Genomic DNA, 25,560 nt, shown 5'->3' with positions numbered 1-25,560 from the left:
CAATGTGGTTTAAGAGAAGACTGAATACCGCTTCAGATGCAAAAGAACATATCGACCCTTTATCCGCTTCGCGGCTCCCTGTGTTAATATGGCTATGCCTTGTTACCACCGCAACCCTTATACTACAGACCATGTCAGCACCCATTATTATCCCGAGTGTTTTTTTCGTCATAGTGATGCTCGCCCATAGTTACTTTTACTGGATAACAGGTTCAGTCGTTGCTTATTCCAAGCCGTTATATATTATAATACAAGCAAGTTTAATATACATTAGTGCTATTCTTATGCCGGATGGCATGCCGGCGATCCTGATTGGTCTTATACCTGTATTGATCGGGCAAACCGTTGCGATCTATTTCGAAACAACAAAAGTCGTTTTCGTTGCATTTGTGCTCTATGCCATGTTTTGTTCTTTAACTTTATTTAATCGAACTGGCCCTGAGGCGGCACTGCTTGTTTTATTACTTTTACTCATGATGGTTGTAGTCATATCTTACGCGTCATTGTTTTACAAACAAGTTAATGCACGTGTCAGAACCCAAAATTTCTTGCGGGAATTAGAGCTGGCTCACCAAAAAGTAGAGGAACTTACACTCACTGGTGAGAGACAGCGGATGGCTAGAGACTTACATGACACATTGGCCCAAGGCCTTGCCGGAATTATTATGCAATTGGAGGCTGCAAGTATTCATCAAGAAAAGGGGAACCAGCTCAAAGCACAGGAGATCATACGCAATGCCATGGTACAAGCCAGACAATCATTGGCGGATGCACGACGAGCAATAGATGATTTACGCACGAAATCAAACCCTTCCATCACGCTGAGCGAGGCGTTTCAAGAGCAACTGGAACGATTCCGACAGGCGACTGGCATTACAACTGAATTTCAGGGAGAGCTCTCTTCACAGTTGAACAAAGTGCAGATGGAGCATATCTTGCATATTTTGAGCGAGTCCCTTATGAATATCGCTAGGCACGCACAAGCGAACCTTGTCAAGATAACTACCAGCCATAGCAATAATAAGTTTAACCTGAACATCATCGATAACGGCCAAGGGTTTAACACGGATCGCATCGGAAAATTACATGGCCATTACGGCTTAATTGGTGTACAGGAGCGCGCCAGACTCATTGGCGGGAGTATTGAGATTGACAGTAATGCACAAGGAACAGCTGTACACTTAAGCTTTCCATTATAATCGGTAGGAGGAGAGGGATAGCCGCATGAAGCACAAAGTCATGATTGTGGATGACCATTGGGTTGTACGAGAAGGTCTGAAGCTTATTCTGGAAACAGACGACAATTACTGCATTGTAGGAGAAGCCGACGAAGGTGTTGAAGCATTAAAACTGATGGAAATTTCTGAACCGGATGTCATCCTGATGGACCTTAACATGCCAGGGGGACTTGGGGGACTGGATACCATGAAACGGATGCAAGAACAAGGCCTGCTTATTCCCGTTATCATTCTTACCACATATAACGAGGACGAACTTATGGTCGAAGGTTTATCCCTGGGTGCCAAAGGATATCTTTTAAAGGATATATGTTAGCCTATATTCCTGCATATCCGTTAACGAGTGCTCCTGAAGATATTTTTGCTGCGCTACAAGGAGAGCGGGAGATATTGATGTTCGGAGATGTACAAGCTAGAGGGGGATACCCTTCCTATGCCGCGCAATTTTTCAAAGAGAACGACGTGGTGCTTGAAACCGAACCCGGGGATGATGATATTCTGAAGAGTTACCCCGTGGATTACATTGGTTTCAGTTACTATATGAGCCGTGCAGTTAGCGCAAATCCGAATGGGAAGGAAACGACGGCCGGCAATTTATTCGGTGGAGTGAAAAATCCATATTTGCCTTCATCGGAATGGGGTTGGCAAATTGATCCGCTTGGATTAAGAATTGCTCTAAATCTTTTGTATGATCGTTACCAGAAACCATTGTTTATCGTGGAAAATGGTCTGGGAGCAGTAGATCACGTAGAAGCAAACGACGTCATTAATGATGATTACCGCATCGATTATTTGCGGGAGCATCTCTCGCAAATTTCCAAAGCGATTCAGGACGGCGTTGATCTGATGGGATATACTAGCTGGGGGCCCATTGACTTGATTAGCGCGTCCACCGGGGAAATGAAAAAACGGTACGGATATATTTATGTTGATAAAGATAACGCTGGCGAAGGGACGCTAAGAAGAATAAGAAAGAAAAGCTTTGGCTGGTACAAGAAAGTTGTAGAATGACATAAAGTTACCAACCATGAAATCCCTTATAGAATAAGGTTTTTTTATTTTTTGGTAGGGAACTTTGTGTCAATGTATAGTGACATAAAGTTCCCTACCAGGCTGGAATTTGACATAAAGTTCCCTACTACCCTGGAGAGAAAGGATTCATAGGGTTAAATCATTTTTTTACTTTGTGTCATTTTGGTAGGCAACTTTGTGTCAGCCTTTGGAAATCTTACTAAATAAGAGCATATGAATACATTACAATAGATATCAATTACGCTAAAGGAAACGATAGCTCAATAGTACCAAAGGAGGCAGCGGATCAACATTATCGGCTGCCTTTATTGAACTAACGGACAGGATAGCTGAGGATTAATTAGGAAATGACAAAAGATAGGAATATAACCATTCATCCAATTCCAACTCGGCTGTTACCTTGTGAAGATTTATAATCCGTCGTAAGTAAATACCCGCTTGTCCTATAGATAGGGACAGGCGGGTATTTATATTTGGTGAATAAAAACTTTGACTTACTACGATTCGATAATTGAATCAGGATATGATTCTTCAATAATTTTTTCTTTATCCGTTACTACTGCTTAAATTTCTCGTCCGTATGCCTCGAACTGTGTAAGTGCTGGGAATAGTGCAGGTTCATTAGATTGAATTAATTCGCTAAGTTTCACCCATTCCACTTGCCTTGGTTCAAAGAGAATAGCCTGTGCTTTTCCGGATTTCTCAAGAGATGAAGTTATAGAACTGCCATCAGAAAAAGACAAGGTAACCTGCTTCCAGTAATTATCATGGGGGAAGTCAGCTCTCAGGTACAATACGATCTTATCAATTTCAACAAGACGTCCAAAATGAAGTGTGAATTCTGCATCTAGTCGTTGATTAATTCCCCATGATTCAAATGGCCACTCTCCATGTGAATAGGTTACCGTATTGCCATTAATTGCATTTCGGGCAGCAAACACGGCCTCACCACGCGTCTCAACATTAGCCGAAGCATGCGGGTACAACGTTGAGTTGGTATGATGATCATGTGAATTTGCGGCAAGATTTTTGTAAGTTCTAATCTCCTCAGTGGATGCAACCCGAACAGTCAGCAAATGTAGTTGACCCGTAAATGACTTGGGAGAATATGAGGTTTTCTTTTCATTAAAAGGGATGCTTAGACGGTACTCTTGCCCAGACAGATATACAAAATCCGGATTCAAAGCATCATCCAGCTGGATATACAAATAGACGCCGTCCCTGGAACTTCTGAGCACAATAGAATCTCCAGGTTGATACGGTTGATCATATACCAGATGAGTGTGGTTCGTATCGGTATGTTCGGCAAGGATAGTTCCATCTTCACGCTGTACTTCAATGGTTAAATGAATCATAAATACACCTCGGTTTGTAAGATTAGGAATGACATTAACTTTAAGGATGTAAACCGCTTTCAGGACACTATGGGACGGGTCCCAAATATCAGGCTGCGTCTAACAAAAACAACGTTCTATTACGCGAATTAAGATGAGGAACCTCAATGGATTAACAAGCCGCCGAAGCATAAATACGGTGATTTCCTCCCGTGAAGATCCGCGATTCATATGTACAATCCATTCACAATCCATATTTTTTTCAAAATTGTAGCACTCGTCTCATGAACTCACAAGAGAAATTCCCCAATTTAACGGAGAATGTGAAAAAAATAGTATTTGCCCACTTTTATCATCGGATTTTGGGTACACTTCTAACCAATTTATCTATATCTTCATGAAGAAAACATTCTAAGGGAAGGAGATATCGTTTATTTATGGAAGCGTTTACTTTTAATTCGACATTTTATTGAATCAGGAGGCTGTGAAATGAAGCAGTGCTGCAAAATTATAAAATGGATGGTTATTCGTGTGTTAGTAGTAAGTCTCTGTTTAGTTATAACTACCTTTCCAAGCAGGGTATCCGCTGATGATTCGGTTATCCATACCCAGCCTGCAATCTTGGAGACGGTAAGCCAAGAGGGATTCGTTCATCCTTCTGTAGGTTTCACTGGTGATGCACTGAAGCTGATGCAGGAGAAGGTTGCCATTGGCGCAGAGCCGTGGGCAAGTGCATTCGAGGACTTCAGGAACAGTCGCAGTGGATCACTGGATTATGATATTCGGAATCAAAGTAAGCTGGATAAAACGAAACCCGCATACACCAAGATTGACAATGATGCAAAAGCCAAGGAAGCCAAGGTGGATGCAGAAGCGGCATTTACCCACGCAGTCATATGGGCTGCTACAGGTGATGTTCGTTACCGTGAGAAAGCAATGACCATTGTTCGTCTTTGGTCCCAAATTGATCCGGGCAATCCAAAAGGATTTACAGATTCGCATATTAGTATCGGTGATGCCATGGTTAACATGGTTAGAGCTGCCGAATTGTTGCGGTATACGGAGGGCAGCGGGGAATGGGCGTGGACGGATACGGATACGACGAATTTTACGCAGAACTATCTGATGGCCTTCTACGATGGCAACTTCTATCATAACAATGGTCGCTGGATGAACCAGCATGGTATTATCACTCAGGCCTATATGATGGCTGCTATTTTCTCGGATAATCAGCAATGGTACCAAGAGGCTGTGGAGTGGGCAACAGCCAATAAAACGGCAACGTTCAAAGGGCAATCCGGTGATATTTTCCATCAGATTCGCTATGTCACACAAAATGAAAGAACGGGTGCACCTGTCGAGCCCCATGTACAACTTGTGGAAATGTTCCGCGATATGGGCCACGCTTCAGGAAATACGTCCACATTATCCATGATTGCCTACATGACTGAAATCCAGGGTACGAAGGTCAACCCGGACCCGGCTTCACCAACATTCGGAGAAGTGACGGAGGCTTCAGATGGTGTAGGAATGTTCGAATTCCTCGACAATCGGATATTGGCTGGAGCCAATGAGCTTGCCAAATATAATCTGGGTTACGATATCTTGTATACACCAGTTAATATTAGCAATGCTGTGGTTGGTGATCCAACAGGCAATTACGCTGATACCGTCAGTGATAACGGCAGAGGATTGGGGTACGCGTCTGAAGTCACATACGGATACTACATGCATCATTTGACTCAGCCACTGGATCCTGATGATGAAAGGATTAAATATCTGGCACAAGCTATCGAAAAGCAAGGTGGATTGAAAGCGATCCCATCTTATGTTCTGTTACAGGGGACCAATGACTTGGCGACAGGTGAGGTGGTTGGTCCACCAAAGCCACTAAGCAATCCGCCGTATATGGAAGTGACAGCAGCATATGACCGCTTGCAGGCGTTCGATTATGTGGGTAGGAGTGAAACCACCAGCACGAGTACGTTTCAGGATATGGACGGTATGCGTTCCGTACTGTATGACGTTCGCTATGAGAATCAGTACACATGGTATGACCTAGATCTAGACGACAGTTACAACGAGATTACGATTCGGGCTGCAAGTAATTCGAATGTGGGCACTAAAGTGGATGTAATCTTGTTGGATGGTGTGGGCGGACTTGATCGCACCAATGTTACGACAGCTGATCTTGCCAAAGGTGAAGTACTAACTACCTTGCAGGTACCGAACACCGGATGGTGGACCAATTATGCGACGGTCTCAAGCAAGCTAAGTAAGCCTTTGTCAGGTAAGCATCTGATCGCATTCAAGTATTATGGCAGCGCAAACGCATTGTCATATCAGATTGCGTTCGACTGGTTCGCATTCTCAGATGGCTATGCAGGCGATGAACATACAGCTCTGTCAGGTGTCCTCTCCGGAGAAGCTACTAAAGCTTCAGACGGTGTGAATCTGAGTGAAGGAGGGGCAATCACATTCGGCAAAATGAATTTTGATAGTGGTAACAATAGTATTGAATTACAGGCCAAAACAACAGATGCGACTGACAAACTGCTGTTATACAGCGGGGAAACACTGGTAGCAACCTACAAAATGCCAAATACGAGCAATGCTATGGTCAAATTCACCTCTGAAGTTGCATCAGCAGACTTGGCTAAGATCAAGGGCATTCATGATATCACTCTAAGGTATAAAGGCAGCTCGCCAATTACACTTAAGACATACCGGAATATTGAACGGAATCGTTTGGCGAACGTAGAAACAATTGGCAGTCAAGCCAACTTCATTGCCGATCAGGCTATTCCGATTTCCGGTACATTTGAGACAGGCAAAGAAGGCACCCGCTCTTATATTCTGACAAAGAACGAAAGCCTTGTTTATTTGAGCAAGGCCGCACTTCAAGTGGATCGTACCAAGGACAGCATTGTTTCCTTTACGGTCAGAACTAATGGAGCGGCCAAATTGCAGCTGCAAAGAGATTCATCCACTCCCCCTTTTGCTACGATCCGAGTGCCGGATACTAAAGGCGAGTGGCTTCGGGTGAGTACTAACATATCAGATAAATATGTAAAATCGGATGACTACCCAACCTATTTGAAAAGTCTTTTCCTTTCCATCATGACGGATAATGAAGACACAGAAGTCATGCTGGGCAGCTACACACTTGATCCAGCCGATACCTCGCCAGTAATCAAGTTGACAAGTGAACAAGGGTTTGAACTTACAAGCGTAGCGGCCTACGAGAATGGCGAAGATATGAATTTGAAGGTATCCATTGAAGATCTAGACTCTGTGAATGTATCTTTATCGACGGATAATCAGGATTATATTGACAGTAGTGGACTGAATGGAAAGGCAGGCGGGACGTTAATTGTTAAACCAGTCGGACTTGCGCCAGGTGAATATGTCTTCCATATCTATGCGCAGGATGATACATCCAATTACGTCGATCAGGAAGTGAAGCTGTCCATATACCCTGAAGAGGAGAATAAGGCCCCTGAAGGATTGACTGCAGCTTTAACGGGGCCGACTTCCGTACTTTTGAACTGGCAGGAAGTCAAAGGAGCAACTTACTACACCATCTATCGCAAGCAAGGAGCTGGGGGCACCTATACCAAGTGGAAAGAAACCACTTCGACTGAATTGAGCGATGCTGATCTGAAACCCGGTACGTTGTATGCTTACCAGGTAGCAGCTGGAGGCAACGCAGGAGAAACGGCAAAAAGCAGTCCTATAGATGTAACAACCCTATCTGCGATTCAGGTTACGCAATCGATGGTCAAGGCTTCATCCAAACAGTGGGATGCAAGTGACTCAACAGGAATCGGGACTCCCGAGAGTAATGGATGGCGGGCATTTGATGGCAATATAGAAACGGCACCAGATGCGTTAACCAATCCAAGCTGGATTCTGATTGATTTAGGTCAAAACAATGCACCAATCCTGGGCGGTGTAAAATTTTATCCGCGCAGTACCCATCTTAATCGGATGAAGGATGCTGTGATTCAAGGCTCGAATGATGGTACAACATTTGAGACTCTGTACACTATTGGAACCATCTCTACTGCCAAGTGGTATTTTGTGGGAATGACGAACAATAAGGGATATCGATATCTTCGGTATTACACACCTAAGGGCAATGCCAATGTGGCAGAGCTTGAGTTCTACCAAAAAGCAGCAATTGCTCCAGAGCCTAACCAATCGCCAATATTTGCCGATTTGTCTCCGGTGACGGTGACGGCAGGTCAAGAGGTGAAGCAGACGCTTGTTGCTACGGATCCGGAAGGGGATTCCATCACGTATGCGGGTATAGGTCTGCCAGCAGGAGCGCAGCTGGATACAGCTACGGGTGAATTTAGCTGGACGCCAGAAGCAGCAGGGAGCTACGTACTGCAATTCAAAGCGACTGATGCCAAAGGTGCAGCAACTGTTGCTACCTGGACCATCACGGTAAAAGAAATAGCAGAACCACAGCCAGGAGCGGAAAATTCGGCTACACTACGCGGACCATTAACAGCTGCACCGGGGCAAACGGTGGACTTGAACATCGGTGTACATGGCGTCACGAATGGTTTCACAACGGCACAATTGACCGTAACTTACGATACGTACAAGTTGCAATTCCCAACAACCGAGGACGAACAAGGACTTACTATTCTTGCTGATGGAGCAGTGACTTCTTCAGAAGAATACTTGCAAATCATCGGAACAGGGGTGAAACCGGAATCCGGTGAAATTCTCCTTATTGTGGCTAACACAAACCAGAATCAGATTAACGATTCGGGCGATCTTATCAATTTGCATGGGCAAGTCAAGACAGATGCGACCACTGGCCAAGCACAAGTCAGCTTAAGTAATTTCGAAGTTTCCGCAGACGGAAATTCTAACATGCTGGATACCTCGACAGCGTCAATCACTATTCAGATTCAAGTCGATAAGACACAGCTAACTGCTGCAATCCAGTCCGCACAATCCCTGCATGACACGGCAGTGGAAGGCAGCGATACCGGACAGTATCCGGTTGGTTCCAAAGCAGTGCTCCTTACAGCCATCGAACATGCAAGTGCGGTAACGACGAATGAGGCGGCAACCCAAGCTGAAGTAGATGCCAAAGTTATAGAACTGAATCGGGCGGTTGAAGCATTTACAGAGCTTGTAATCGGCGTAAGCAAAGCTGAATTACAACAGACGATCTTGCAAGCACAGCAATTGTCCGCAACGGCTGTTGTAGGATCATCACAGGGGCAGTACCCGTTTGAGGCCAAAAATGTATTCGATGCGGCAATTCAAAGTGCGATGGTCGTTCGCGACAACACTGGGAGCACTCAGGCCGAAGTGAACACAGCAGTCACTGCTTTGAAAACGGCCATTACTACATTCAGGAGTAGTGTTCATACTGTAACCCCTCAGCCGACAGACCATACTGGGTTGGCAGTTCAGATCCAATCCGTTCAAAAACAACTGGACAAAGCTGTTGCTGGAACAAAAATTGGTCAGTATCCTCAACAAGCCATTTCGATCCTTAAAGCTGCTCTGAATACGGCAAATGAGGTGAAAAACAATACAGCGGCAACACAATCAAGTGTTGATGAAGCATTAGCAAATTTACAATCTGCTGCAAGTACATTTGCTGCACAGATAATTACTCTTGTTCCAGGCCAGATTCAAGTCAGTATCAAAGATCTCTCTATCATTGCGAAGTATTATGGAACAAAATCAACAGATGCAAGCTGGACCGATATTGAGAAAGCAGATCTGTTCGATGGGGGTGAGATCACCATTCGTGAGTTGGCTGCTGTTGCTCAGATGATTGTTGGTGACTGGCTGCAAAATAAATAGGTATGATCAAGGGAGGGCGCACCTGTCGCCTTCCTTCTGATCATTCATGTGACAGGGAGGGTCTCCATTGAGATCGAAGACCAAGTTGAAGCAAATAGAAATAAGGAAGGTGTGGACAAGTTTCTTGGTGCTACTGATGATCTGTACAACGAGTGTGAATGCAGCCACAACAGAGCAGTTAGCGCGTCCAAGCTTTGAGTTAAAACTGAATTCTATTAATAACAATCTCGTTGAAGTTTCGGTCATCGGACATGACCTTGAGGATCTGTATGCCTATGAAATGAATCTGGAATTTGATGCAAATAGGCTTAATTTTTCCAAAGCAAGCGCAGGAACTGTTGGATATACGGTCGTGCCGAAAGCGGAGGGGAATTATCTCAAGATTGCCCATACCAAAGTGGGCAGCGTGAAAGGTGATAGTGGGGATCAACTATTGACGACCCTGCAATTTAGTGTGCAACGTGCTGGTAACAGCACGATTACACTTCAGAATATCAAGCTGGTGGACTCAAAGCTAAATATGTCTAGCATGACACCTGCACTGCAGGAGACCATACATGCGGAATCAGGGATCAGCTTCAGTGACATAACGGGGCATTGGGCAGAGGCTTCCATTTTAAAGGCGGTTGATGCCGGATTTATTGACGGGTATACGGACGGCACGTTCCGTCCTAAGCATGAGGTCACTCGCGCCGAGTTTGCTGTTATGTTTAGCAGAGCACTTAAACTTGATGTGAATGAATCAGATGCAACTTTCGCCGATGCGAACCAGATCCCGGCTTGGGCTTCCTCCCACGTGCAAGCAGCAGTGAAGAAGCGACTTATTACCGGTTATGCCGACCACACCTTCCGACCAAACGCGAAGATGAGTCGTGCCGAGATGGCATCGGTTGCTGTTCGCGCACTCGGCAAGACACAACATGATGTGACTTACGTGAATGAATTTACTGATGCAGCCGATATTTCTTCTTGGGCGAAACCTTTCATTCATGAGGCTGTAGAATCAAGCATTATGCAGGGGATAGGGAACAATCGTTTCTCGCCAAACACGAATGTGACCCGCGCAGAGGCAGTTACCGTGATCTTAAATGTGTTAAGGAATTGAATTGGTTAGGATAAAGGAAGAATGTAAGGAAAGTTGGATTTACCCTCTTTTTTCATCGAATATTGCCTGTTTTTATATGTAAATTAACAAGTAGAATACATTTGTAAGCGATTACATTTTTATCTTGTCCACATCCATCTTAAAGGAGTGATTTTATGCCACAACGGTCTACCAAAGCAAAGCTCATGAGTACTATGCTAGTCATCATCATGCTTCTGATCCCTGCGTATAGTGTAGCTTCACCGGAAACGGCAGAAGCAGCAACATTTACTCATCCTGGAATTATGCATAATGCTACGGATCTCACTAGAATGTCTGCCAATCAGAACACTGAACCTTGGAAGTCAGCATTAGCAAATTTCAAAACAGATAGCAAAGCATCCTCATCTTATGCAAAACAAGGACCCTATAGTACGGTTTGCAGGAACGATTCTACTTCAACATGTACGAGTACGAATTATGGAAATAGTGCCTTAGAGAACGATGCGAGAGCAGCTTATTATAACGCTCTCCTATGGAATGTGACAGGAACACAAGCGTATGCTAATAAAGCCATTGAGATTCTGAATGCTTGGTCGAGCACATTAACTAGCATTGCTGGAACAGATGCACAGCTTGCTGCAGGTGATAATGGCATTTTTCTTGCCAATGCAGGCGAATTGTTACGATATAGCAACTCAGGCTGGGCTGCAGCAAATATTACACAACTGGAAAATATGTTGACCAACGTTTTTTATCCTCATATTCAATCCCCGGGGGATGCAAACTGGGGTGGATCCGCAATGAAATCCATGATTTCAATCGCGATATTCACGAACAATCAGACGATGTTTGATTCTGCAATATCTAATTTCAGAACGAATGCTTGTGCTTCTGTGACGAGAAATGTTATGTCTACAGGGCAGATTTCCGAATCGGGGCGAGATCAGGTTCACGCTCTTGGTGGACTTGGCAACTTAACGGTTGTGGCAGAAATCGCCTGGAAGCAGGGTGTTGATTTGTTTGGAGATGGAGATAATCGACTCTTAGCTGGCTCGGAATATTGGTCCAATTATAATCTGGGCAATGAACCAACTTCATGGGATTCAACATACGGACGTTGTACCATGGGACCTTGGAGTGGTATTAATGGAACGGGAAGAAGTGCTACCATCGGATGGGCACAAAATGAAATCATATATGCTCACTATGTAACACGCAAAGGATTGACTGCTCCGTATACAACCAGTTATATGAATGGCATGCCAGCAACAGATACGGATGCAGCTCTGCTCACATTTGCATACAGACTGGGTACCACTACCGATTCAACGAAGCCATCAGCACCGACGGGTTTAACCGTCAAACCGTTGTCTGACAAAGTTATTAATTTGAGCTGGTCACCTTCAACGGATAATATTGCTGTAAGTGGTTACAAAATTTACAGGAATGGGACCATTGTGGGATATTCACCAACTACGGACTATACCGATGCTGGACTGACTACTTCTACAGCTTACAACTATCAAGTAAGTGCTTATGATGCGAAGTCAAACACATCTACAACAAGCAGCACGGTAAGTGCTACGACACTGTCATCTGCGAATGCACAGATCCCGTTTTCTTCGCAGGATATTGGTAGCGTCGGTGTTGCTGGAAGTTACAGTTATAGTGCCGGGACCTATACAATAAAAGGGGCTGGAAGTGATATCTGGGATAAATCAGATCAGTTTAGATTTGCTTATGTGCCGTTAAAAGGAGACCGGACGATTACAGCTCGTGTTGCCAGTCTGACGAATACCCATTCATCTGCCAAGGCAGGAGTCATGATTCGAGAATCTCTGTTTGAGGATGCCAGTAATGTGTATGCTGCTATGAAACCAGGACTCGCCGTATTCCAAAATCGGACGGCACCTGGCGCGATCACGAATTCTACGACGTCCGCAACGGTGAGTGCACCTTATTGGGTCAGAGCGACCAGATCGGGGAACACCGTAACGACCTACATTTCTGCGAATGGTGTTACATGGACTCAGACAGGTTCGTCATCCATTTCTGCTGCAAGTACAGCCTATGTAGGACTTGCGGTGACGTCTCATGCAAACACGACGCTTACAACTGCTACATTTGACAATGTAAGTGTTCAGTAGGAACAGTTGATCTAAAGCTAGCCAAATTCATTTCTCTAAATCTTATTTCAATTGAGAAACCTCCAAATTTCTGCTTTCGCTGCGGGTCTGGAGGTTTCTTCGTTGAGCAGGTTTTGAACGCTATATTTCATGGCTCTCCAACCCGCTCTTTTTTTGATTTAACTTATACTTCAAAGGTGTGACCTGGTACGTTTTTTTGAAACACGAGATAAAATGTGAAACATTCTGGAAGCCTACGTGATGACTTATGTATTCCACCGACATAGTTGTCGTTTCCAGCATATGAGCTGCTACTTTAATTCGTTTGGCAGTAAGATACTCGCTCAAATTGCTTCCAGTTTCATTCTTGAAAAGCCGGGACACATAGGATCTTGTGAAATGCAGTTGGTCTGCCAGCTTGTTGAGAATGTTAGATTCCATATAATGTTCATCCAACCACTGCATAATAAGCTCAGAATGTTCTTTCTTGCGCCGAGTAAGACTGGGTTCCGATTGATCTTTAGGGAAGATCCTTGCCATAGCACTAAGAAACTGAAGAACGAATACGGTAATTTCCTCCCGGGATTCACCTTGTTCCATGTGAGCAATTTGTCCGTAATCTTCCACACAGTAGCTAAAAAGATCCATATCTCTGCTTAAGTCAAATGCGCGCTCAATCTCACTGGAATAGCACAAACGATCAAACCATTCTCTGCGACGTGGATAGTCTTTTAAATACTGATCTATAACCACATGATCTAAATGGATCACTGCTCTTTCGTAATGACATTCATGAGTTACTTTAGCAAAGACTTTGTGTATTTCGAATGGCTGGAATACATAGAGCATCCCCGGCTTGATTGGATAGGTCTTGTTATTCATGACCACTGTACCCTTACCTTCAAATACGATCAAAAACTCGCAGCACTGGTGCCAATGATAAAAACTACTGTTTGTTTTGCTTGTTCGATGACGACCTGTCCACACCACAGGTTTTCCATGAAACGGGACTGATTCAAAACCGACTTCCATGAAAATCACTCCACACCATTTTTACTAGATTGTAGCATTGCTTTATCATTTGTCAAAAGTGCAACGGAACGGTATTTTCATTAAACGCAGCAAAACTTTTGCGGGTTTTAGCATGATACACTGATGCTGTTCCAACTAGATGATGAATGAGAATCCAAAACAGGAAAGCGGGAACCGGCATGTTAAATACAGAAGAGCAACGAGTCTGGCTACAAGATATTGAGCAACGTATTATTCAAAAATTAGACTGGGTGAGCGAAAAATCCAAAAACAAAATTCCATACACTACCGTTAATGGTGTACATGATGACCGATCTGTCGAAAATCCTAGTGGTACACATGCAGACGGGATTAACTGGTGGACCAATGGTTTCTGGGGTGGAATGATGTGGCAGATGTACTACAATACGGGTCAAGAGAAATACAAAAATGTTGCAAACATCTCAGAAGACAAGCTCGATGCGGGCCTTCAGCAGTATTACGGTCTGCATCATGATGTGGGATTTATGTGGCTACCAACCAGTGTCGCAAACTATAAACTGACCAAGAATCCTGAATCTCGCAAACGGGCGCTTCACGCTGCCAACTTGTTGGCAGGACGCTACAACCCGATGGGAGAGTTTATTCGCGCATGGAACGACATCAGTGGAGAAGACACTCGAGGATGGGCCATTATTGACTGTATGTTTAACATCCCCTTACTCTATTGGGCAACGGAAGAAACTGGAGATCCCCGATTTATGCAGATTGCCCTCAAGCATGCCGATACGGTCATGAACACATTTGTACGTCCTGACGGTTCCGTCAATCATATTGTAGAATTCGATCCGTTTACAGGCGGTGTTATAAAATCTTATGGTGGGCAAGGGTATGGTGAAGGCTCATCTTGGACGAGAGGTCAGACGTGGGGATTGTACGGATTTATGATGAGCTACATTCATACAGGTAAAAAGGAATATCTCGATACGGCGAAACGCATTGCTCACTACTTTATCGCCAACATTCCGGATAATGGAATTATTCCTATTGACTTTAGACAACCGAATGAGCCAGCATATGAAGATTCAACGGCTGCAGCAATTGCAGCTTGCGGACTTATTGAGATTTCAAAGGCAGTCGAACTTCATGAGAAGGAACTATATCTGAAACCTGCCCTTAAATTGCTGAAAACATTGGATGAAGACAGAGCAGACTGGACCACAGATTGCGATTGTATCCTCAAAAATGGATCAGCTGCGTATCATGCCAAAGAGCATCATCAATCTATTATTTATGGAGATTACTACTTTATAGAAGCGGTATATAAGTTAAAAGGAACTGACTTGTATTTCTGGTGAACTGTTTAAATTATGCATTTAATTATATTCCGCTGAGAATGAAAACGAGGGCTTGCTTACATAGCGAGTCCTCGTTTTTGGTTAACATTTTTATTACAAAACAAAGTTGTTTTTCCGTACTAACGGCGTTGGATTTTACCTCATGGGTCATTTATATTCCATGTTAAGATGATTTCACAGCAAACAAACATATAGACGAGGATCTGGAGGAGGCCTTAGACAAGGTGACGACAAACACGAAAATTCAAACGTACAGTTCCAAGAGCGTAAAGAGGACATCTACATTATGGGCTTTGATTAAACGAGACTGGTTCCTTTATTTGCTACTAGTTCCCTTTTTATTATGGTATGTCATGTTTGCATTCAAGCCGATGTACGGCATACAGATTGCATTTAAGGACTATAGCATATTCAAAGGAATTCAGGGTAGCGAATGGGTAGGTCTTCAACACTTTCAGGAATTTTTACAAAGTGAATATTTCTACAGGGTGTTAAAGAACACACTGATTATCAGCTTGTACGCATTGCTATTTGTATTTCCAGCACCAATTATTTTTGCTCTACTACTCAATGAGGTCAAGAGTTCCAAATTCAAAAAAGTTGTGCAAACGTTTACTTATATGCCCCACTTTATATCGGTTGTTATCGTAGCAGGAATTGTCACTAACTTCCTGGCTCCCGGAAACGGTATAGTCAACCTGATTATTGAAAAGTTTGGTGGCGATAAAATTTACTTCCTGGCTGATGCGAGTTTCTTCCGAACGATACTGAACTCCATGAACATTTGGCAGGGTACCGGGTTTGCGGCCATCATATATATTGCTGCATTATCCGGTGTTAATTCGGAACTGTATGAAGCCGCTGTTATTGATGGAGCGAGCAAATGGAAACGTACACTTCACGTTACGATTCCGGGAATCCTTCCAACGATCATGATCATGCTCATACTGCAGATCGGTAGCTTGCTCGAGGTTGGGTATGAAGCCATAATTCTTCTCTACCAACCGGTAACTTACGCAACTGCGGATGTTATTAGTACCTATGTCTATCGTGAAGGTATCGTAAACGGAAGGTATGATATGGCTGCGGCAGTAGGATTATTTAACTCAGTCGTTGGATTTATTCTCATCATCGCTGCAAATAAACTGAGCAAGAAATATACAGAATCTGGACTATGGTAGGTGATAGCTTATGATGGAGAGTCGTGGAGAAAAAGTATTCTATGTATTCAACTATATTATTCTGGGTTTGTTCGCCTGTCTGACCTTGTATCCGTTCTTATATGTCCTGTCAGCGTCTATAAGTTCCCCACAGGCAGTAGTGACAGGAGAGGTTCTTTTGCTTCCAAAAGGAATTACGTGGGAAGCTTATACTTCAGTGCTGGGTGAGAAAGGGATTTGGACCGGTTATGGCAATACGATTTTCTACACGGTTGTCGGCACATTAACAAGTATGATTTTGACGATCTGTGGTGCATATCCACTGGCGAAGAAAAGGCTGAAAGGCCGGACAACGATTAATTTGATCATTTCTTTCACACTGATTTTCAATGCTGGTATGATTCCGATGTACCTGAACTTCCAGAGTCTTGGTTTGCTGGATAATCGTTTTGGTATAATTATCGGGTTTGCGATAAGTACATTTAACTTTGTTATTCTGCGTACGTTCTTCCAGTCACTTCCCGAGGAGATTGAAGAGGCAGCGCGTATTGACGGTGCAGGCGATATCGGTGTTATGATGCGGATCGTGCTGCCACTCTCGAAGGCTCCGCTAGCTACAATCGGATTGTTTTACGCTGTATCGAGATGGAACGGCTACTTCTGGTCCATGATCATGCTGCGGGATGAGAGCAAGTTCCCGCTACAGGTTCTGCTGAACAGACTTGTTGTACAGATGAAACCATCGGAAAACATGATGAACGATGTTTCCTTTACAACAGGAGAAACTGTCATTTATGCTACAATCGTGGTTGCCATTATTCCGATTATCGCTGTCTATCCATTTATACAAAAATATTTTGTTAAGGGTGTCATGATCGGTTCATTAAAGGGTTAAGTAAATATCCGAATGTTGTCATAACAAGACTTCATTTTGATATAGAAGGTTTACTATCACAGAGGGGGCATTTGTGTGAAAAGAAAAGCGTCTTTATTATTGGCATCTCTGTTAGTGAGTGCGACTGTACTCGGAGCGTGTAGTTCGAGCAATACTGCGAGTAATACCACGAACAATACACAGACTTCATCCAAGGGCACTGAAGGTAAGGAAACAGCGAATCTGAGCATCTTCTATTTTGATGAAGCGGGTGTAGTCAAGATGGACTCACCTGTCCTGAAAAAGGCAGCTGAACTGACCGGGGTAACTTTGAACAACGTGGCTTCTGCTGGCGGGGAGGAGAAGCAGGCCTATAACCTGATGCTGGCTTCCGGTACATTGCCGGATATTGTGAGTTATTATACGGCGGATCTGAACTCCATTGGAGCCGAAGGTGCTTTGGAACCACTGAATGATTATATCGATAAATTGGCGCCGAACTTCAAGAAGTTTCTTGATGAACACGAAGAAGTGAGAAAAACGATTACTGCTGCCGATGGAAATATATATGCCATTCCTTTTGTCGCAGATGGTAGCGCTTCCACAGGTTGGTTTATTCGTCAGGATTGGCTGGACAAGTTGAATCTGGATATGCCAAAGACAGTAGATGAATATTATGAAGTCTTAAAAGCCTTCCGTGACCAGGACCCGAACGGCAATGGCAAAAAAGATGAAGTGCCTTTCATGCAACGTGATAACGTTGTTGGGGTATACAGCTTGCTTCCTTTATGGGATGCTTATCATTCTTTCTATATTAAAGATGGAAAAATCGTATATGGTCCTTATGAGGACCAATTCAAAACAGGAATCGAGAACATCGCTAAGTGGTATAAGGAAGGCTTGATCGACAAAGAAATCTATACTCGTTCTAAAGCACGAGAGGTCTTGTTGGGCAACAACACTGCGGGTTCCACACATGACTGGTTTGCGAGTACAGCTAACTTTAACCAATCTCTGAGCAAAGATGTTCCAGATCTCAACTTTATCCCGTTTGCTCCGCCTGCAAGTACTTCCGGCAAAGTGTATGAAGTAGGCAAACGTGCTCAGCTTAGTGGCTTCGGTTGGGGCGTTACGGCACAAAGCAAGCATATCGAAGATGCAGTAAAATATTTTGACTTTTGGTGGAGTGAAGAAGGACGTCGATTGTTCAACTTCGGGATTGAAGGCGAGTCCTACACCATGGTTAATGGCAAACCGAAATTTACAGAGGAAGTCTTAAGCCAACCGGCGGTTAATGGCTACTTGGTAGAAGCCTTTGGCGCGCAATTGCCGAAAATGGGGGCATGGCAGGACTTCTCTTATGAAGAACAATGGACGAATGAAATTGCTTTGAAAGGCATTAAGGAATACCAGGATAAAAACATCATCTCTGATGATTATGTACTGCCAACATTGAACTTCACAAAAGAGGAGCAAAAACGTCTAGATGCGTTGAAAGGCCAGATTGATACGTATTTTGCAGAGAAAGCGCAGACCTGGGTCATGGGTGGTGAAAATGTGGAGGCCGGATTCGAGGCATACAAAACTCAACTGAAAAATCTTGGTGTAGAAGAATACATCCAAATCTACAATGATGCTTACGCTCGTTACCTAAGTATCCAATAGTGACATAACAGTGTAGCAGCAATGGAGAAGCCAAACGGCTTCTCTATTGCTATATATTCTTATGCGGTTAGTACGGTATACTATGAATTATTGATCATCGGGAGAATGAATATGAAAAAATGGCTATATTCAACTACATTCCGAGAGCGCATACAATTATCACTAATTTTGTTTACGATGGTTGCTGTAGTTGTCTGCGGAGGAACATCATATCTTATTGCCTCCCGGGTACTGGAGAACAAATCGTATTCCCTTAATCAAGGGATTATCGATAAATCAGCGCAATCTTTGGAGGAAAAACTGCGCAAAATTCGCCTTGCCATTCTAACTTTTATGTCCAGCGATCAGTTTAATCAGTTGCTCAAGAGAACGGCAAAGGGCGGTGAACTCAGCTATTATGATCATTTCAAGTTGAATCAGTCACTACAAACGCCTATTTTTCAAATGAAGCTCATTGAGCCGGGCATCACGTCCATCTTGATTAACACTCCTGTTGGCGAGTACTTTTCTAACCCAGATAATCGAACTGGGGGAATTCCTTTCTCAGAGAGCAACGTATATCCTTTTTTAGAAAAGGGGCATCTTGCAGGATGGGTGGAATCACATCCGGATGATCTGTTTAGAACTGGTCAGAACGTGCTCAGTCTGATGTTTGTGCCTATCGTACAGAATGCACCGGCAGATACACATATTGTCGTTGATGTAAGTGAGAGTGCCTTGAAGGAGTACTTGCTCAAGAACAGTGGAGATGCCATTCCTGTTGTATTTACCGAGAATGGAAAACTTGCATTTGAAGCCGATTCCCTCTCCAGTCAACTGGCTGCCGACGCTGATTTCAGAAGCCGATTGAAGGATAATAAGGGACATTTTGAATATACGGTCAACCATATTCGCTATCTGGTCAATTATTCCACGGTGGCTTTTCCGGATAACTGGTTAATTGTACACCTTACTGAAAGAAATGTGCTTTTGAGAGATGTACGTTTGATTCAACTCGTCACGATCAGTGTCATCGTTATATTCGGTCTATTGGCATTGCTGGTATCACGAAAATTAACAAGTTTACTGCTGCGTCCATTAAATCAGTTACAATCCGTCATGAAAAAGGTCGAGCATAACGATTGGTCCGTTCGTTTTCAAGGCGAATACAAAGATGAGTTCACACACGTCGGCTTCAGGTTTAACAGCATGCTGGATCAGATTGAACTTCTTACTAGGGAGCGAATGGATGCACAACATGCCGAACGAATCGCCGAAATGAAGGCGTTGCAGGCTCAGATGAATCCGCATTTTTTGTATAATACGTTAAATACCATCCTGTGGAAATCTCACTCCAACAAACAGGAAGAAGTCCGAGAGATGATTATGTCCTTATCGGCTCTGTTCCGTGTGGGATTGAACAATGGGGAAGAGCTTACAACGGTGGGGAAGGAGCTGGAGCATGTAACCCAGTATTTGAAGATTCAAAAGCTATGTTATGCGAGCCTATTTGAATACACGATTGAATGTGATGAGGAGATTAAGCAGCTTTCCACGCTAAAATTGTTGTTGCAACCGTTGGTAGAAAACAGCATCCTGCATGGTTTCAAAGACTATCGAAATGAGGGACAGATTCATATCAGGGTTAAGGTAGTCAATAAGTTCCTGCAGATGAAAGTGATTGATAATGGTCAAGGCTTCGACGTTCAGGAGCATGAGGCAGATAATCCGCATTTTGATGTGTCGGATTGTGAAGGGTTTGCTCTCAGAAATATTGGTAAACGGCTTTCCTTGTACTATGGAAGCAGAGCAGAATTCAATGTAACCAGTACACCATATATACAAACTAGCATCGAAATTCTCATTCCACTTGAAATCGAGGGGGCATCTTAAGATGAAGCACACATTTTCATTGGTCATTGTGGATGATATTCCTGCTGTCGTTGATGGGATTGCACATGACTTGCCTTGGGACGATTATGCCATAGAAGTGGTGGGTACCGCGTATGATGGTCTCGATGGATTAAAGCTCATTCAAGAGAAACAACCCGATATTATCGTTACAGATATCCGGATGCCGAAACTGAGTGGCATTGAAATGATTGAGCAGGCGAAACAATCCGGTGCGAAACTTATTTTTATTAGTGGATATTCGGACTTTAGCTACGCGCAACAGGTACTCAATCTTGGCGGGTTTGATTATATCTTAAAGCCTTTTACACCGGATGAGCTGTTGGAAACGATATGCAGAGCCACGGCACAGCTGGAAAAAGAAAAAGAAAGTCGTCATCATCTCATGGATGTGGAACGGAAATTGCGCGAAAGTATGCCCTTGCTAAGGCAGGAGTACTTGAATCTACTGGTGCGTTATTCTTCCCATCCGGAAACGGTGAAGGAGAAGTGGGATTTTCTGAACGTCAACATGAATGACCATTATTTCACGGTATTTACCGTGGAGATGGATAATTATTACACGAATAAGGCCGGTGTAAGTGATGTTGAATTACAGCGATTCTCATTACAGAATATTTTGGAGGAGACGATTCGTACATTTACCGGGGCCGTTGTGTTCAGGGACGATATTAACCGGTTCGTATGTATTGTGAACGATCGTGCGGATGCTGACAATGAGGAAATGCTGAAAATCGCTGAAGCCTGCCGAGAGAATGTGGAGAGATACACGCGTTATTCTATATCCATTGGCGTCGGCACCAAGGTGGAGCATATTCATGAATTACCCATCACGTATCAGCAGGCCATGTATGCCTTGTCCTATAACTTCTACACTGGAGGTAACAGTGTATTCGCTTATCCAATCTATGCGGAGAATCACGCGACCTATGTGAAATTTTCGTCGGAAAAAGAACGTGAGTTGGTCTACTTGCTTCGTTCCGGGGCTACGAGCAAAATTAATGAGGTACTGGATGGCATTTTTAGTGAATGGAAAGACAGTCAAGCCATGCCTACACCCGATAAAGTCAAAATGTTCTGGATTGAGTTAATGGTCAACGTTCGTAATGCCATCAACGAAGATCTGGAGTTTGTAGAACCACATTTCTTCGATCGCAAGATTCATAAGCTGACATATGATACAGATTCACTGACAGAGTTACAGTCCATCGTGGCCGAAATCTGTCATATGTATTGTGAGAACATAGGCAAGAAGCAGAAAGAAACTGCACATGTGGTCATTAATGAATCTATCGCCTATATTCGAGAACATCTGCACCTGAATGCATCCGTAGCGGATTATGCCAAACAGGTACATCTAAGTACCAGCTATTACTCCAACCTGTTCAAAAAAGTAACCAACCAATCGGTATTGCAATTTGTGGTGCAAGAACGAATTGAGAAGGCAAAAATTTTGATTTTACAGGGAATGACGCTTCAGGAAGTTGCCATGGAGGTTGGTTATGATGAACGCTCCTACTTCAGCGACGTCTTTAAGAAAAAAGTAGGCATGACGCCTTCCGAGTTTAAGAAGCAATATCAAAATTAATCAGTGGAATCATACATTATCATCAAAAGGCAGAACGCTAGGGAGAAGTTCAAACTCTTGGCGTTCTGCCTTTTTTTGAAATTCAGTTGTTTTTGGGTACCATTGCAAGTGGATTTTGGCTTCTCTTGCCACCGGAAAATATATAGGATACACATAGATAAGGTTTTGCGAGGAAGTGAAAGATGCAAAATGCTGAGATACCCTAGTTTAGCTCAAGCATTTATAAAATTTTATTGAAAACGCTTTACTTTTTTCTAAAAAGTGAAATTGCTAGTTGATCCCATAGAACATATAGAGAGGAATGTTGATATGCTGGACATTACAAAACATTGGGAGGATCCAACCACTCTACACGTAAATCGGGAGGCAGCAAGAGCCTACTACATTCCATATCATGATGCTGTGAGTGCCAAGACACGAAAGAGGGGCAAGTCACCCTATTTCCAGACGTTGAACGGCCAATGGAAATTTGAGTACCATGCGAGTGTAGCTCAGATCCATGAAGCTTTCTATCAAAAGAGCTATGATGCTAGCGGGTGGGACAATCTAATAGTCCCCTCCTGTTGGCAAGTAAACGGATACGATCAGCTTCAGTATATTAACTATAACTATCCGATTTCGTGTGATCCGCCATTCGTACCCGACGACAATCCTGCAGGGTTATATGTAAGGGATTTCGAGGTGCCATCGGAATGGGATGCCAAAGAACGATATGTCGTATTTGAAGGCGTGAATTCCTGTTTCTATCTCTGGGTCAACGGTCAATATGTAGGATACAGTCAAGGCAGCCGAATACCAGCAGAATTTAATCTGTCAACCTATCTTCAGCCTGGATCCAATCGCATGGCTTTGATGGTACTCAAGTGGTGCGATGGAACTTACATTGAAGATCAGGATATGTGGCGGTATTCAGGAATATATCGGGATGTATATCTGTTGGCACGAGATAAAGCCCATATGCGTGATGTATTTCATAAACAGCAATTTACGGCAGGGGGTAATCTGGTCACACTGGTGTCGGAGATTAAAACAACAGGCCGTTTGAACGTAAAGGCTGAACTCAAAGATGCTTCAGGAAAGCAAATTGCAACAGCTGAGGGTGTGATTGAAGACAAGGGCACATTGAAACTGGACGTTGAAAAACCTGGCATGTGGAGTGCAGAGAATCCAGTATTGTACGATCTATATTTAACAGCAGGGGATGAAGTACTGCTCTCTTCTATAGGTTTTCGAACGGTAGATGTGCATGAAGGGGTATTTCGCATCAATGGCAAGGCAATCAAGCTGAAGGGTGTAAATCGGCATGATTCCCACCCATTGCTGGGACAAACCATTCCAATGGAAGCCATGATTGAAGATATCAAGTTAATGAAGCAATACAATATCAACACGATTCGGACAGCTCACTATCCCAATGACCCGCGTTTTTTGGAGTTGTGCAACGAATTTGGTATGTATGTCATTGATGAGGCAGATCTGGAGTGCCACGGCATTGGGCAGGCAGGGAACTTCAAAAATGGCTGTTACCAACAATTTTCTGCCGATCCAGTCTGGAAGGAAGCGTTCCTGGAACGTGCGATTCGCATGGTAGAGCGAGACAAGAATCACGCCTCCGTCATCATGTGGTCCTTGGGCAATGAGTCAGGCTACCACGACAATCATATTGCCATGGCTGAATGGATTCAAAGCCGGGATGAATCCAGACTAGTGCATTACGAGGGAACCGCTTCGCAATTTGGAGGACATCCAAATACCCAATTGCTGGACGTTGAGAGCAAGATGTACTTTACCTACGATGAAGTACGCAATTATGTAGAAGACAAGAACAACCATAAGCCGTTGTTTTTATGTGAATACAGCCATGCCATGGGAAACAGTTGCGGGGATTTGGGGGATTATTGGGATCTCATCTATGCACACCCGCAGCTCATGGGAGGATGTATATGGGAATGGTCAGATCACGGAATTGCTTCCAAGACAGTGGACGGTCAGTCCTACTATGCCTATGGCGGGGATTTCGGAGATTCGCCCCATGATAGCAACTTCTGTATTGATGGCCTGGTCTCGCCAGATCGAAAGCCACACTCGGGTTTGATCGAGCTGAAGCAGATTCATGCTCCAATTCGTGTAGAAGCTATAGATCTGACGCAGGGGTTATTCAGCATTATGAATCGTCATGACTTTGTAGACTTGTCCCATATCGGGCTACACTGGAAAATCACATCGGGTGGAGTCACTGTGCAGCAGGGACAAATCTGGCAGCTTGAAGCAGAAGCCGGGTGTGATCAGCACATTTCGCTTCCGTATGTGTTATCCGCCTTGAAAAGTCAGGCGGCAGAGCTAACTCTATCCTTTTGGAACAATCGGGAGACCGCATGGGCGAGCATGGGATATGAAGTAGCTTTTGCCCAATTTCTAATGAATGAAACTCAATCGCTTATCCGAGTCCAGGAGCAGATTACGGCCACCGCAATCGCTTATCGCCACATTCACGCGGAAGAGGTTCAAGGAACTCTGGTGATGACAGGTCACGGATATCGGTATGAATTTAATCTGGATCAAGGAGCATTTGCAAGTATTACACGGGAAGGGCTGGAAATGCTTGCAGAACCGCTTCGTTTCCACATTTGGCGCGCACCGATTGATAACGATACCTATATTCTGGGCAAATGGCGTGAAGAAGGGTATGACCGTGCCAAAACGAAAATATATGGAACGACCTGGGAGCAAAAGGAAAACGGTGTGTCCCTAAACGTAAAGTACGCTATAGGCGCTTCAGATCGGTATCCCATTCTGCATGGTGAAGCGATCTGGAATGTGCAACACAACGGTGTAATCCAATTGCAGAACCGTGTGAATATACGTGAGAATTTCCCTTATCTGCCGAGGTTCGGACTAGAATGGATCATGCCTGCCGGGAATGAGGAAGTTGAATATTACGGGTATGGACCACATGAAAGCTATCTGGATAAACATCGGAGCGCACGCAAAGGCAGATATCTTACACGCGTACATGATCTCTTCGAGGATGATTATGTCATGCCACAGGAGAACGGGTCTCGCTTTGGAACGGAATGGGCGATGGTTACCAATTTGCTCGGTATGGGTATGATATTTGCTTCTTCCCAGCCCTTCTCTTTCAATGCATCACACTATACACCTGAAGATCTGGCTGCTGCTTCACATACGTATGATCTTAAACCGAGACAGGAAACGGTCGTTCAGCTGGATTATAAAATGAGTGGCGTGGGTTCATCGTCCGTTGGGCCACAATTGCTGGATGTTTATCGGTTGGATGACAAAGAATTCACCTTCGAACTGTGGCTGAAACCGATCTTCAAAGAAGATGAATAGGC

At 43.9% G+C, this 25,560-nt stretch carries 13 protein-coding genes and 2 pseudogenes; 13 read left to right on the top strand and 2 right to left on the bottom strand.

Going from position 1 to position 25,560, the window contains the following annotated elements; translation table 11 throughout:
* Positions 1-2 precede the first annotated feature (2 nt).
* The 3 genes and pseudogenes from BMY78_RS11910 to BMY78_RS11900 all read left to right on the top strand — a co-directional run.
* Positions 3-1,199 carry a sensor histidine kinase gene (locus tag BMY78_RS11910; protein WP_177185710.1) on the top strand — a complete coding sequence of 399 codons (1,197 nt, stop codon included), beginning with the start codon at positions 3-5 and terminating at the stop codon, positions 1,197-1,199.
* Positions 1,200-1,224: 25 nt separating this feature from the next.
* Positions 1,225-1,545, top strand: a pseudogene (locus tag BMY78_RS11905) (response regulator transcription factor); the annotation flags it as partial.
* Positions 1,542-2,249: pseudogene (locus tag BMY78_RS11900) on the top strand (family 1 glycosylhydrolase); the annotation flags it as partial. The pseudogenes BMY78_RS11905 and BMY78_RS11900, both read left to right, overlap by 4 nt.
* A 584-nt stretch (positions 2,250-2,833) precedes the next feature.
* Here BMY78_RS11900 and BMY78_RS11895 read toward each other — a convergent pair.
* Positions 2,834-3,625, bottom strand: a complete 792-nt coding sequence (locus BMY78_RS11895; protein WP_090898494.1) for a DUF7402 domain-containing protein — start codon at positions 3,623-3,625, stop codon at positions 2,834-2,836.
* Positions 3,626-4,093: 468 nt separating this feature from the next.
* On the opposite strand from BMY78_RS11895, the gene BMY78_RS11890 reads away from it, so the two are divergent.
* From BMY78_RS11890 to BMY78_RS11880, 3 genes are all read left to right on the top strand, one after another.
* On the top strand, positions 4,094-9,445 hold the full coding sequence (locus tag BMY78_RS11890) for a carbohydrate-binding protein (protein WP_090898492.1): 5,352 nt from the start codon (positions 4,094-4,096) through the stop codon (positions 9,443-9,445).
* Positions 9,446-9,512: 67 nt separating this feature from the next.
* Positions 9,513-10,550, top strand: a complete 1,038-nt coding sequence (locus tag BMY78_RS11885) for an S-layer homology domain-containing protein (protein WP_090898488.1) — start codon at positions 9,513-9,515, stop codon at positions 10,548-10,550.
* Between the two features lie 155 nt (positions 10,551-10,705).
* Positions 10,706-12,679: an alginate lyase family protein gene (locus BMY78_RS11880; RefSeq protein WP_090898485.1), complete on the top strand. Its 1,974-nt coding sequence runs from the start codon at positions 10,706-10,708 to the stop codon at positions 12,677-12,679.
* Positions 12,680-12,799: 120 nt separating this feature from the next.
* Here BMY78_RS11880 and BMY78_RS11875 read toward each other — a convergent pair whose 3' ends face one another.
* Positions 12,800-13,690, bottom strand: a complete 891-nt coding sequence (locus BMY78_RS11875) for an AraC family transcriptional regulator (protein ID WP_090898482.1) — start codon at positions 13,688-13,690, stop codon at positions 12,800-12,802.
* Between the two features lie 179 nt (positions 13,691-13,869).
* Between BMY78_RS11875 and BMY78_RS11870 the strand changes: the two genes are divergently transcribed.
* From BMY78_RS11870 to BMY78_RS11840, 7 genes are all read left to right on the top strand, one after another.
* The gene (locus BMY78_RS11870) at positions 13,870-15,027 is read left to right on the top strand and encodes a glycoside hydrolase family 88 protein (RefSeq protein WP_090898479.1); all 1,158 of its coding nucleotides are present in this window, start codon (positions 13,870-13,872) and stop codon (positions 15,025-15,027) included.
* Positions 15,028-15,251: 224 nt separating this feature from the next.
* Complete coding sequence (locus tag BMY78_RS11865) at positions 15,252-16,208, top strand: ABC transporter permease (protein WP_256222068.1); 957 nt, start codon at positions 15,252-15,254, stop codon at positions 16,206-16,208.
* A gap of 10 nt (positions 16,209-16,218) precedes the next feature.
* Entirely contained in the window at positions 16,219-17,082 is an 864-nt protein-coding gene (locus tag BMY78_RS11860) for a carbohydrate ABC transporter permease (protein WP_177185709.1), read from the top strand.
* Positions 17,083-17,157: 75 nt separating this feature from the next.
* Positions 17,158-18,726, top strand: a complete 1,569-nt coding sequence (locus BMY78_RS11855) for an extracellular solute-binding protein (protein ID WP_090898473.1) — start codon at positions 17,158-17,160, stop codon at positions 18,724-18,726.
* A gap of 111 nt (positions 18,727-18,837) precedes the next feature.
* The gene (locus BMY78_RS11850; RefSeq protein ID WP_177185708.1) at positions 18,838-20,598 is read left to right on the top strand and encodes a sensor histidine kinase; all 1,761 of its coding nucleotides are present in this window, start codon (positions 18,838-18,840) and stop codon (positions 20,596-20,598) included.
* Between the two features lies 1 nt (position 20,599).
* Positions 20,600-22,204, top strand: coding sequence for a response regulator (locus BMY78_RS11845; protein ID WP_090898466.1), 1,605 nt, complete (start codon positions 20,600-20,602; stop codon positions 22,202-22,204).
* Between the two features lie 309 nt (positions 22,205-22,513).
* Positions 22,514-25,558, top strand: coding sequence for a glycoside hydrolase family 2 TIM barrel-domain containing protein (locus BMY78_RS11840; protein ID WP_090898463.1), 3,045 nt, complete (start codon positions 22,514-22,516; stop codon positions 25,556-25,558).
* The last annotated feature ends 2 nt before the right edge of the window (positions 25,559-25,560 follow it).

Origin of the sequence: Paenibacillus sp. OK076, assembly GCF_900110055.1 — a bacterium.
GTDB lineage: Bacteria > Bacillota > Bacilli > Paenibacillales > Paenibacillaceae > Paenibacillus.
The sequence above is the reverse complement of the archived record's forward strand: the minus strand, read 5'-3'. Positions and strand labels throughout refer to the sequence as shown.

Coding starts and splice junctions, on each gene's coding strand:
- BMY78_RS11910 (WP_177185710.1), top strand. CDS start 3: ATGTGGTTTAAGAGAAGACTGAATACCGCTTCAGATGCAAAAGAACAT.
- BMY78_RS11895 (WP_090898494.1), bottom strand. CDS start 3,625: ATGATTCATTTAACCATTGAAGTACAGCGTGAAGATGGAACTATCCTT.
- BMY78_RS11890 (WP_090898492.1), top strand. CDS start 4,094: ATGAAGCAGTGCTGCAAAATTATAAAATGGATGGTTATTCGTGTGTTA.
- BMY78_RS11880 (WP_090898485.1), top strand. CDS start 10,706: ATGCCACAACGGTCTACCAAAGCAAAGCTCATGAGTACTATGCTAGTC.
- BMY78_RS11875 (WP_090898482.1), bottom strand. CDS start 13,690: ATGGAAGTCGGTTTTGAATCAGTCCCGTTTCATGGAAAACCTGTGGTG.
- BMY78_RS11870 (WP_090898479.1), top strand. CDS start 13,870: ATGTTAAATACAGAAGAGCAACGAGTCTGGCTACAAGATATTGAGCAA.
- BMY78_RS11860 (WP_177185709.1), top strand. CDS start 16,219: ATGATGGAGAGTCGTGGAGAAAAAGTATTCTATGTATTCAACTATATT.
- BMY78_RS11850 (WP_177185708.1), top strand. CDS start 18,838: ATGAAAAAATGGCTATATTCAACTACATTCCGAGAGCGCATACAATTA.
- BMY78_RS11845 (WP_090898466.1), top strand. CDS start 20,600: ATGAAGCACACATTTTCATTGGTCATTGTGGATGATATTCCTGCTGTC.
- BMY78_RS11840 (WP_090898463.1), top strand. CDS start 22,514: ATGCTGGACATTACAAAACATTGGGAGGATCCAACCACTCTACACGTA.